General features: G+C 44.4%; 5 protein-coding genes. All 5 read right to left on the reverse strand.

Annotation, left to right across the window (positions count from 1 at the left end):
- Positions 1-12 precede the first annotated feature (12 nt).
- From KFO40_RS00675 to KFO40_RS00695, 5 genes are read right to left on the reverse strand one after another with little or no spacing between them, the layout of a single operon-like run.
- Positions 13-1,851 (reverse strand): RagB/SusD family nutrient uptake outer membrane protein, encoded by a 1,839-nt coding sequence (locus KFO40_RS00675; protein WP_004310363.1) that lies wholly within the window; start codon positions 1,849-1,851, stop codon positions 13-15.
- 19 nt (positions 1,852-1,870) lie between these two features.
- Positions 1,871-5,110: a SusC/RagA family TonB-linked outer membrane protein gene (locus KFO40_RS00680; RefSeq protein ID WP_008641742.1), complete on the reverse strand. Its 3,240-nt coding sequence runs from the start codon at positions 5,108-5,110 to the stop codon at positions 1,871-1,873.
- Positions 5,111-5,138: 28 nt separating this feature from the next.
- On the reverse strand, positions 5,139-6,887 hold the full coding sequence (locus tag KFO40_RS00685) for a hypothetical protein (RefSeq protein WP_004310365.1): 1,749 nt from the start codon (positions 6,885-6,887) through the stop codon (positions 5,139-5,141).
- A 37-nt stretch (positions 6,888-6,924) separates the two neighbouring features.
- Entirely contained in the window at positions 6,925-10,434 is a 3,510-nt protein-coding gene (locus KFO40_RS00690) for an alpha-galactosidase (RefSeq protein ID WP_211145974.1), read from the reverse strand.
- A complete protein-coding gene (locus KFO40_RS00695) occupies positions 10,431-12,530 on the reverse strand; it encodes a glycoside hydrolase family 36 protein (protein ID WP_004310368.1) in 2,100 nt (699 codons plus the stop codon). The genes KFO40_RS00690 and KFO40_RS00695 overlap by 4 nt, the downstream gene beginning before the upstream one ends.
- Positions 12,531-12,532: the final 2 nt, after the last annotated feature.

Raw genomic sequence — 12,532 nt, forward strand, 5'->3', positions numbered from 1 at the left:
TCTGTTTTATGATTACCATCCTGCATTTTGCCACGTCTGTCCTGTCGTGCCTTCCAATACGGCTGCTTCATTGGCAGGGATAGGATATACGTGCCATTTCTTTTCATAACTCATTTTGCTCGGTTTGCTGCCGTCTGTTCCTAGATTGATTCTTTCATAAGAGAATGAGTTTCCATTTTTGGTGATTCTCATACCTGTGGTAAACTTCTCATTTTCCATATTCTCATTGGCGGGTGTCCAACGGCGAATATCGAAATATCTGTCTTCTTCACAAGCCAGCTCTATCTGGCGTTCGTGGCGTACCAATAAACGAGCTTCGTTCTTGTCGTTTGTCGACAGATCAACCGAAGGATCAAAACCTGCGCGATGACGGATTTCATTGATCCATTCCAGGCCTTCGGTAAGGTGTCCGCTTTCAATAGCGGCTTCGGCGGCATTCAGATAAATTTTGCCTAATCGGTAAAAACGGAAACGGCCATCATATCCAGCCACTCCGGCTGCCTTACAGTTACCGTTTACCATTCTTTTTCTCCAATAATAACCGGTACGTGTATTCGTATTTCCACTTGTACGGATTTCGCTATTTCCTCCCACGTACGTTTCTACTACTGCCGGTTCCTTTCCTAACAGCACAGGACTGTTATTATAAAAAATTGTAGCCTGGAAACGAGGATCACGTCCCTTATAAGGGTTGGCTGGGTCATAACCGCTATTAGGGTTATAATTAGGTGACAGATGCTTCTCATCGTTATAAGGTTTCGATAAATCCAGTACAGGCTTTCCTGTTGCTAGCATATCATAGGCGTCTACTAATTCTTGGGAAGGAACAATAGTTAATTGAGCGTTTCCCAATACCGGAGCTCCGATAACGTCATACAAAGGATTGGTGTATGGGTCGGGCCAATAGCCTTCGGTACTTTGCCAGATTGTTTCTTTATCACTGGGATCTGTTCCGATATAGTTATTGAGCGTAAAGTACTCCATATAAGCATTGTTATAGTACTTTTCAGTATCCGCACATTTAGTATACAATTCATATCCATTGGCTTTCAGCTGTTCCAGACAGTCTTTGTTGATTGTGTAAGCCCATTCCCAAAGATCTTTGCCGCCATTGTTGTAAGTGCTGGCTGCGAATAGACATGCTTCGGAACGGATAGCCATTGCGATACCTTTGGTCATTCTGATCTTCTCGTTGAGTGTTGTCAGTCGCCAAGGGAGGTTGCTGGATTGCAAAGCTATTTCGCAATCATCTACAATGAATCGGGCACAGTCTTCGAAAGTAGGACGTGATAGAGTTGAATAATCATAGTCTAAACCGTATGGCTCTTTCTCAATAGGCACAGGACCATACCATTTCAGTAACTCCATATAGAAATAAGCACGGAGTACATGAGCCTCTGCTACCCAACGGTCACGGTCGCTTTCTCTTGGTATGGCGGCGGTGGCTGCCCGTTGGAGGAATGTGTTGATAATACGGATTTGCCCCCAGTATAACTGCCAGTATCCTCCTTCTGAGTAGGTGTCACCCATATCTCTGCGAACGTCGAGATAGAAGTCGGTGGTGGTACAGTTGCCGGATGCGGCATGTGCAAAGCCGGCACCGGAACCATCCGTGCAATCCCACGCTTCATCACTAAGTGCTACGGGATAGTTGCTCCAGAAATGATATCGTAAACTCTTTTTAGGCAGATAGTCAAAGCAAGTACTGAAATAAGCTTTAGTCAGATCGGGATCTTGGAATACTTCGTCCAGTGATAATCTTCCGTCGGGAGCTACATCCAACGCTTCATTACAAGAACTGAATGTGAGCAAGGAAGCAAACATGCATATATAAATCAATCTTTTTTTCATATCGGTTTTGTTTTAGCCGTTAAAATGTAATATTTAAACCTACATTGTACGTACGCATTGTTGGATAGGCTGCCGGACTGTTTTGTTCGGGATCGAAGCTGTCAGTCTTCAGGTGAGTCCATGTATACAAGTTGTTACCACTTAAATAGAAACGTACATTGGAAGCACCGATTTTCTTGCTGATGCTTTCCGGTAATGTATATCCTACTTCTGCATTTTTCAGACGTATATATGAGGCATCCATGATAAAGAAGTCGTTGGGCTGCAAGCTCGGGCCGCCACTGCTGGACAGACGAGGATACGTAATCTTTTCGTGATTATTATAGCGTTCTTCGCTCCAACGTTCCATGTGCATCTTGTAAAAGTTGCCGCTGCTTTCATAAATACCGGCTCCTGAATAAGTCTTGCTGTATTGGCCTACTCCCTGCAACATGATAGAAACATCGAATCCTTTCCAGTTGGCAGATAAAGAGAAACCGTAGTTGATGCGAGGCAATAGGGAGGAATAGCCAATGGGAGCCTTGTCACGGTCATTGATGACACCGTCTCCGTTGAGATCTTTATAAATAAAGTCTCCGGGTTCCGGTGTTCCTACACCTTCATAAGTCAGTCCGCTCTTGGCAATACTCTCGTCGCTATAGAAGAATCCTGTGCCGTCACGCCCTTTTTCAGGATCATAGCTGTGGTCGATGATATATCCCCAGTTTTGTCCTAATGAGAAGCCGGTGGTGCGGGTGCGATAAGCATAATCCTTACCTAATAGTGGCTCGTCATATTCCAATACTTTGTTTTTGGCATAACTGAAGTTTGCATTAGCAGAAACAGATAGCCCGTTTTTGAATTGTTTCTGATATCCGAGGACCATTTCGAATCCCTGATTCTTTACTTCACCATCGTTCATCAGTGGAAGAGCGGATGAGGGAAGACCTTGAATCATAGGAGTAGTCTGCGGGATAATCAGAATATTTTTTCTTTTTTCAACAAAGTAGTCAAATGAGAAGGAAAGATCATGATACAAGGATATGTCTATACCATAATTCTGTTTTTCAGCTGTTTCCCATGTGATGCTTTTGTTTCCTATGTAGTTTTCGGCTATCTTGTAACCTTGTCCCCAACCGGAACCATTGGAAGCATATCCCAAGCTTGGGGATAACCAATGATCTCCTTTACTGTCGGTGACTACGGAATATTGACTGATATTATCCAGATAAAGGAAACGGGCTGAACCGAAGGCGTCGTTACCAACTTTTCCCCAAGAAGCTCTTAACTTCAGATTGGTCAAAACCGGATTATCCTGAAGGAAGCCCTCATTAGTAATCAGCCAACCGAAAGAGGCAGCCGGGAAGAGACCAAATCGTTTGTCCGGTGAAAATTGTTCAGAGCCGTTATAACCTACGTTGACCTCTGCAAAATAACGTCTGTCATAGTCATAAGTTGCACGTCCGGCAATACCGATGACGTTGTAAGGAAGCAGTAGGTCACCGGATGTTTCTTTGGATTCTTTGATGTCCCGTTGAGCTAGAAACATAGCAGTGACATTATGCTTTCCGGCGAAGGTCTGGTTATAGTTGATTTGTCCCTGTAAGTTCATAACCCAATAAGATTCGGAAGACTTTGTGAGTTCAATCGGGCCGTCTTCGTCCTCCAGGCTAGGATGGCGATTGATAAACAAATGCTCTCCTGAAGCTAATGTCTGATACGTATACCAGGTATAGGAACGTTTTCCGATTGTTTTCCCAAATCCTTTGGAGTCGAAAGATACCTGGCCTTTGACAGAGAGCCCTTTAGTGATAAATCCCAAATCTATTTCTACTCCTCCGATAACATTGATTCCCGATCTGGTTTCCAGTTGATAGCCCGAACGGTTGATTAGCGGATATGCACTCAATGAATTGTTGGCGGGATCTTCTACGGATAATCCGGCACCAATAGGGAAAGTACGTATAGCATCAGTAGCGTATGCACCTTCCGGGGTGAGATACATGGAAGTAGGGCGTGAGGTCAAAGCGCTGTTGAATACACTTGACATACTTGCGGAAGTTCCGTTGATCCGTTCCAGATAAGAGGAAGCGTTTAAGTTAATCTTTACCGACTTATTGACTTTGTAGTCGATATTTGAGCGGAAGTTGTAGCGGTCTAATGAAGACTGGGCATTGTATCCCAACTTGGATTTAGGTTCTACGTTGAACATACCTCCCTGATGCAGATAGCCTGCACTTACAAAGTATTGAAGTTTGTCCGAACCTCCCGAAACGTTCATGTTGGCTCTGGTCATGGGAGCATAATCTCTGAACAAGATATCTTGCCAGTTATTATTCGGATAAAAATCCGGGTCTACAGGATTACCTGTTTTCCATGAGTCGAACTTATCAATGTCCGGCCCGAGGAATTCAGCGGAATTTCCGTCGTTCACGAGTGCTTCATTGCGAAGTCTGACCCAGTCCCATGAATCCAGACGTTCGGGCTTGAAAGCGATTTCCTGCATGCTGAATTCTACATTGGCACTGATACGGGCAGTTCCTTTTTCACCTCTACGAGTGGTAATCATTATCACTCCGTTGGCACCACGTACTCCGAATACTGCTGTTGCGGAAGCATCTTTCAATACGGAGATATTAGCAATCTCGTTCGGGTCGATAGATCGCATATCGTCTACAGCTACTCCATCTACCATAATTAATGGGTTTGTTCCGTTTGTAGTGGCAGCACCACGCAGGAACATGGTGACTTCGTCACGTCCCGGTTCACCGGAGGTCTGGATAGTTGTCAATCCTGGGAGTTTTCCGGATAAAGCGGAACTTAGGTTGGGCGATGAGGATTTCATCAAATCTTTTCGATCAATGGAAGCTACGGAACCGATGACAGAAACCTTTTTCTGGGTACCGTAAGCTACCACTACAACTTCCTCCAGGTTCGCTACGTCCGGATGCATGATGATACGCATGTCTTTTTTAGCAGGAATGTCCTGCTTTTGATAACCTACATAACTGATTTCCAGTATAGCGTTGGGGGCAACCGATAAAGAGAAACGACCGTCTATGTCTGTAATAGTACCATTCGTTGCTGCTCCTTTTTCTATGACGGAAGCTCCGATCAGGCTTTCACCGGACTCGTCTACGACGACTCCAGAGGCTGTTATTTTAGACTGTTGCTGTGTCAGGGTAGCATCTCCGATATCCGATGCATTTCCTGTAACGGGAATACAGATTCCCAACCCAAGCAACAGGCACATTTTGTATAGCCAATAACTTTTTTTCATAACTATAACGTTTAAGATTGTTTTCTGTCTAATTAAATGAACTCAACATTTTATCCTTGTCGTATCCTATGTATTCATAGCGTTCTATCCGGACACCTTGATTCTTTGCGGTAATACATGGGCTTGTGCCATTCCATGGGCTATCCATCCACCATTCTTCTACTAGTAGCTTCCTTTGAGTTGAAGAGCTGTCGGTAAATGAGAACTGAACTTTTGAGGCATCTACAGCTCCACCGGAGTAACCTAGTACGGAATAAGTACCTGCCAGATTACGCAGATCAACATAAGTGAGCGGACAACCGGATGCATTTAGTGATGTGATGGATTTGCACCGGTTTATATCCAGATATGCTAATCCCGGATTGTTGCTCACATCTATAGAGGTTATCATATACTGATCGCCAGAAATGAATTTGGTTAATCCTGCATTCTTGGCACTGAAAGTCTGAATTCCTTTCTCATCTACCGGACCTGCCGTGTAGCTGGTACTGATTGCGTATTTACTAAGATCGATTTCTCCCAGATTATTTCCATCCAGAATGAGGTTTTTGTATCCGCAGAAGTATTGTAGTCCTTCCAGATTAGTGATTCCCTTATTGCTAAGATCAAGGGTCGTGTTATTCCTGAAGTATTCAGTATTCAGAGCAGCCACTGTCAGAACTTTATCTCCATCGAATACATCCGGAACCAATGCTTTGAGTGCGTTTCGCAGATTGATATCAGGAATTTCTCCGTACTTTTTCATTGTCTTCTGATATTTTCCGTAACTGTAATAATAGTTGTTGTTTCCATCGGGATAGTCGTGCATCCAGTCGTACCCTTCCACTGTCACTCCATTATTGATGGCATCTACGATAGAACCGCTATTGCTGTAGTATGAGTCCATCCACCAGGATTCCATTTTCAGGAGTCGTTCTTTACTTGCGTCATCGCTGAAAGTAAATTTGAAGTCTGTGCTGTTGTAGTTCAGACATCCGCCATAGATACTGTGGTAATTGCGTACATCCAGATATACCAGTTTACAGTTTAGAGCAGAGAACTTCTCAATGTTATAACAATAATACAGGTCGACAGATTCTAGTTTGGTACTTCCATCTATGTTGAGAGATACCAATGTCGTGTTCGGCTGTTCCGAAGTGGCTAGTTCCAGTTTGGTCAGACCAGTGTTTTGTGCAGTCAGTTCAGACAGTCTGGATAGTACTTCTGCAGGAATTTCACTGATATCATTATTGTTGCAGATCAGTTTCCGAATGTTGCTGAAATATTCGAGTCCCTCCAGAGAAGTGATATTTTTATCGCTGATATTTAGTGTGCCATCAGTGAAAGTGACATATTTAGCACTGGAAGATATCTTTTCTCCTTTAAATATATCAGGGAAAAGAGCAGACAAGGCATTACGCAGGTTTTCGTCGGGCATAACTCCAACAGTACTGTTGATGACGCCTAATGTTCGCATTTTGCTACCGCGTACCAATACAAGTCCATAAGAATCTTTGGTGGCCGTAGAGGGGTAAAGTACCGTGATATGATCGGATTGTACTTCTCTGGTTTCCATGTAGATGGGCTGTTCAGTACCTCCTGAAAGGGGAGAAAGAGCCAGTACATCACAGTCGATAAAGCCATTTCCCTGAATGGTAATCTCTGTGCCCAGGGATTCTTCCGAAATATCCGGAAGCACTACATTGGTTACTCCTAGGTCTGTGCCTAACTTTTCGTCTTCACATCCCAAAAGGAATACCATTCCAAGCATTAATAAAATGTAGAAATGTGTTTTCATAAATACTATTTGTTTAATGAATAAATAGAGTACATAGTTATTCTTGTTTTAAGACGATCACAGAATGAGCCGGAAGTAAACATAGAATTTTATCGTTCACTTTGAGAGGATGGGCGTCCGGAGCCAACATTTGGTCTGTGGTAGGTAAACCGTCTTTGATATAACGGTAAACCTGATAATTCCCTTTGGTTTGCGTATGTTGGTTGATGAGGCTTATTGCTTTCTCCTGGTCCATTCCATTGGCGAAAACATATACCCATTTGCCATTTGTGTTTCGAACAGCAGTTCCTGCATACCATTCTTCCGGTGTTGCTATCGGATAGATTTCAGCTCCCGGGCGTATGAAACGTGTCAACAGAGAATAGGCATAGTACTGTGGGCGTACCTCGTAATCACTTTTGATATCGTTGTAGTATGGTTCCGAAGCGTATGTTTTCTTTACATACTTCCATAAACCCAGTTGCTGCATTGCTCCGTAGTCTGCATCCTTACCATAGTATTGGTCTATCAGGCTCCAATAGCTAACACCGCTTGCTCCTGCATTGAGTAGATTGATGGCTATGCGTGTCATGAGTACTCCTCGTTCATACAAGTCGATATCTTTTTGCCTGGTGGCACCTACGCATTGATTACCTCCGAATTCACCGATGAAATGGGCTTTTCCAACTGAAGCGGCCAATTGAGAGTTTTGTTTTTCCCAATCCAGAATTGTGGAGTTCGGAGTTTCGTAGCCGAAGATATAGGTGTGGGAGTTGAATACGTCAGCAACGTTCGCCAGTCCTTTCGTGCAGGCTGCCAGATATTTATGCGTTCCTGTACCTCCGTCTGAATTGTCAGAAAGACTGAAATGTACTTTATTTCGTATTCCATCCTCTTTGAAACGTCTGTCGAGTACTTTACACATTTCAATATAGCCGGCGGTGGGAGCAGCTTTACCTTTGATGATATATGACCAATCTGGTTCGTTGATCGGAGTAATCTCTTTGACGCACGTGTATTTTTTGTTGTTGAGCAGGTGTTGTACAAGTGCGGAAAAGTTCTCGCTCCATTCTTCATAGTTAGTCGGGGCTACTACCCAGTTACCATAATTCCCTTCGGCCAGGAAATGTCCCGGAGGGGCTCCCCAAAGTACAAGGGTGACTTCCATTTTCTGTTCTTGTGCCATATCCAATACTTTGTAGAGTGATTGCATTTCTACAGAGTTGAAAGTGAAATTATACCAGTCGATTTTGGATGCATCCGGATTGTCATTCTTTGGCTCATACCATTGTGGCATCACCATCACCCGTAAGCTTTGCAGTCCCATTTCTTTGACACGTTTCACAACGATGCGATCCCAGTCTTCAGCTTTAGCTCCATCATTGCGGGTCACATTTTGTGAGAGAAAGTGGGGATCTAGTTCTGCACCTATAGCACGGAGCTTTACACCGGTTTTCTTTCCTACAGAAAGTTTCTGTATGGCAGTTGTTGAACTTTGGTATTTGATTATCAGACTACTTTGCGGGTTATCCAGTGTCAGCGTGAAGCCGTTAGCCAGTTCTTTACCGGTTTTCTTTATAGCTTCTCCTGTATCTTTATTGGTGAGTATATAAGTGTGGTCAGGGTGTAGCCCTGATAAATTGACAGTATAGCTCTTGTCCGGATTGTCTTTGCGGCGGAAAGCTACGATGTATCCGCTGTCATCCGACGGACGATAAAGTTGGTATGCTAGCCAGATATTTTCCGAAGTAATGTTGTTTATTCCACTCAACGGATAGTAATCTTCATAGAAATAGGGGCGGAGTTCTTTGAACTCTGCCTGGCGGTCGCGCATATCATAGATGGATTGTCCAGCTTCGGTTATTTTCCAGTTGTAGATAATAGAGGTTCCGAGGCTGGAACGGAAAGTGAATTTATCGGCACTCACAGTTCCTGTACCATGCAGGGGAAGGTATAAGTTCAATCCGTAAGTATGGCATTGATAGCCGATTGGTTCTCCATAACTGTAATCTGTTCTCCACATCGGTGCACTGCGTGAGATACTTTCGAGGTCAATACGGCGTCCGCCACTGGCACAATTATCAACCAGCAAGCCCGGAAAGCGGTTCAGCAGATATTCCCAGAAAGAATAAAGTCCTTCAATGTATCGGATTTCGCAGATACCTTGTCTGCCAGGTTCATCATTGGCAGCCCAGAAACCTTCCGGCTCTATATTGAAATCCTGGCGGTAGTAGTCTATGCCATTTTCTTCGAGGAAGTCTCCGATATATTTACTCATCCATCGACATGCCTCCGGATTTCCGAGATTGAATAGATAAGAGTCGTGCTCACCATCTTTTGTCCAGTCTTCCTGTTTGGCTTTTCCTCTGGCATCCAACATCCATTGAGGGTGTTGCAGTGCCCAAGCTGAGCCTTTCATAACACGCTCCGGTTCAAACCATACCATGAACTTGGAACCAACTCTATGCACTTCGTCGGCGATGGGGCGTAATCCTTCGGGGAAACGAATAGAGTCGACGGTCCAGTTTCCTACGGTGTTCGCCCAATTCTTATGATTGGCTACATCTGCAGAGTGATTGTACCATCCGGCATCCAGCCAGAATACTTCGGGTACTAATTTGAATTGTTCATACCGTTTCACCATAGCAATGGCATAATCTGTAGTCAGGCAGGTATATTCATTACAGGGAGTAGGATCACCGTAGTTGAAACTGGTCGATATTGGATATACGGTCGGTTTACCACCTACTTTCCAAGTGTGGTGGGCTTGCACGAAACGGCGGAACTGGTTGTGTCCTTTCATCCGGTCGGAACCGTTCCAGAATGACAGGCATACACTGGAAGTGCGGATGCTCTCTTCCGGATACAGATAGGTTTTCAAACGTTCAATTCCGGAGGTAAGCGCTACGCTTTGCTGGTCTGCACAGCGTACATCGGCAAACCAGGTTCCTGTCCATCCGATGGCTACGATAACTCCTTGATTAGCCGGAGATTCAATATTGAAGAATGGCATACGCATTTGTGAAGAGCGTCCACCTTCCGGTCTCATATAAAGATTATCACCCGGAGACAAGATTGTAAGTTGCTGGCTGAAATCTGATTTGGATGCATGGCTGCCTTCGGAATGATGAAGGTTGAATGCTCCCGGATGCTGGTAGCGGAATGTGATATCAGACACTTTTACGTTGGCAATCTCCGGCGTATTTTTCTTTCCCTGGTTGGTGAAACGGAGTACCCATTCCACCGTATTGAAGTCGGTAAAGCCTTTCACTTCACATTCTACTTTTAATCCTCCGGATGGTTCACGATAAGTATAAAGGCATTTCAGAACCTTGGGATCGTCACTTTTCTGACGCGTAGCCGTATAAGACCAGCTTTTGATAAATTCCTGTGAAGGTTTACCTCCATATTCGAAAGAGAAAGGAGGGACCACACCGCGGGCAAAGTGGGTGGTTATCCATTGGCTGGTGTTTACCGGGCGGTCGCTCATGCGGGCTACCGTCTGTCCTGTTCCATTATGAGGGAACAGAAGCAGAATGAATAGATAATATAGTATTCTTTTTTTCATTCTTTATTCGGTTTTTCGTTGGTAACTTTATATTTTAGTAATAAGGAACTATGTGGCTTTTCGAGGATCAGTGGCAACTGACTGGTCAGTTCTTTTCCCTGATAGATTTTGCTCTGTCGGCTATCCATGTCTGTCACTGTATAGTATTTTTCCGGATCCACTCCTGAAAGTCTGACGGTGATTTTTTTGTCTTTGGAGGCGGTTCTGCGGAAAGCAACGATAATACCACTGTCGTCCGACGGACGATGCATTTGATAGGCTAGCCAGATATTATCCCGCGTCATGTCTTCTGTACCCGTCAGTGGGTAATAATCTTCGTAATAGTAAGGTCTGATTTCGTGGAATTCTTTCAGACAACGTTGCATTTCGTAAACGGAGGCATTTTTATCGGTTATTTTCCAGTTATAAATCAAAGCTGTGCTGACGCTTGAGCGGAAAGAATACGGATCGGTCTGTAAACTACCTGTTCCATGTAAAGGTAGGAAGAAATTCAGGCCATACGTGTGACATTGGTAGCCGTCCGGATCGTCGTAATGATAATAATCACTCCTCCATAGTGGTGCGCTTCGGCCGATTGTTTCCCAGTCAATACGTCGTCCCCCACTGGCACAGTTGTCTATGAGCAGGTTCGGGAATCGGCTCAGCAGATAATCCCAGAAGTAGTATAGTCCTTCGATGTGTCGTATCTCTTTCATTCCTGTACGTCCGGGCTCATCGTTGGCTGCCCAGTAGATATCCGGCTGCATATTGAAATCCTGACGGTAATAGTCTATGCCGTTTTCTTCGAGCATATCGCCTATATATTTACTCATCCAGTGGCAGGCTTCCGGATTTCCCAGATCGAACAGTAGGTAGGTGTCATTGTTGTGTTCGGGAATGTCGAGCATCCAGTCGGGGTGTTCTACTGCCCATTGGGTACCACGGATGACACGCTCGGGTTCGAACCAGACCATGAATTTAGCTCCTACTTTGTGTATTTCGTCGGCTACAGGACGAAGTCCTTTGGGGAAGCGCAATGTATCTACAGTCCAGTTACCGGCTGTGTTGGCCCAGGTCTTGCCATGTTCGAAGTCTGCAGCATCGGTGTTCCATCCGGCATCCAGCCAGAATACTTCGGGTTTCAATCCGAACTGTATGTAACGTTTCACCATGGCAATGGCATAATCGGCTGTCAGGCATGAGTATTCCGTACAAGGTGCGGGGTCCCGATAGTTGAATCCGCTGGAAAGAGGATATTCGGCAAATTTTCCGTTGATTTTCCGTGACTTGTGTGCCAGGACAAAACGGCGGAATTTATTGTGTCCTGCCATCCGGTCGATATTTTCCCAAAACATCAGACTGATACTTGGGGTACGAATTGTTTCCTGTGGACGTAAGTATAATTTCATGGTTTTCATTCCCGAAGCCATGGATATTGTACGATTATCTTGTGCGCATACATCTGCATACCAGGTGCCCGACCAGCCTACTCCTAATATGACTCCCTGTCCGGCAGGTGATTCAATGTTGAAGAAAGGAAGATAGTCCCCTTCTGAAGAGCGTCCTCCTTGTGGAGACATCTGTTTGGTTTCACCCGTTGCCAGAGTAACCGAACGTGGATGGAAATCATATTTGGAGATATGGTTTCCGTCTGCATAGTGTAACTTGAATTCTCCTTTAGAAGCGTATTGCATGGCAAGGTCCACTACTTTCACTTGTTCCAGAGTGGGAGAGTTGCTCGTACCTTTGTTGGTGAAGTTCAATACCCATTCGGCAGCCTGATAACTGGGATAGCCTTTTACGGTACATTCTACTTTCAGTCCGTTGGTAGGATTGTAGTAGGTAAAGAGATACTTTATCACATCCGCTTCTTCGGATTCTATCTTTTGCTGGGAATAGTCCCATTGGCGGATAAATTCTGCGGAAGGTTTCCCGTCACATATAAACGAGAACGGAGGTGTTTTTCCTTTAGCGAATTGTTTCTGAATCCATTTTTCGATTTCAGGAATGTGTTTGGAGATTTTAGCCGTCGTCTGACCCACGGCTATGATGCTCCACACACTCATAATCAGTAATGAGAACAGGAATTTCGATTCGATTTTCTTGAAATGTTTCATTA

The sequence above is a fragment of the Bacteroides sp. 1001302B_160321_D4 genome (assembly GCF_015667765.1).
GTDB lineage: Bacteria > Bacteroidota > Bacteroidia > Bacteroidales > Bacteroidaceae > Bacteroides > Bacteroides xylanisolvens.

What these genes read in the sequence shown, in the direction of transcription:
- KFO40_RS00680 (WP_008641742.1), bottom strand. Translation starts at nt 5,110, where the DNA reads ATGAAAAAAAGTTATTGGCTATACAAAATGTGCCTGTTGCTTGGGTTG.
- KFO40_RS00675 (WP_004310363.1), bottom strand. Translation starts at nt 1,851, where the DNA reads ATGAAAAAAAGATTGATTTATATATGCATGTTTGCTTCCTTGCTCACA.
- KFO40_RS00685 (WP_004310365.1), bottom strand. Translation starts at nt 6,887, where the DNA reads ATGAAAACACATTTCTACATTTTATTAATGCTTGGAATGGTATTCCTT.
- KFO40_RS00695 (WP_004310368.1), bottom strand. Translation starts at nt 12,530, where the DNA reads ATGAAACATTTCAAGAAAATCGAATCGAAATTCCTGTTCTCATTACTG.
- KFO40_RS00690 (WP_211145974.1), bottom strand. Translation starts at nt 10,434, where the DNA reads ATGAAAAAAAGAATACTATATTATCTATTCATTCTGCTTCTGTTCCCT.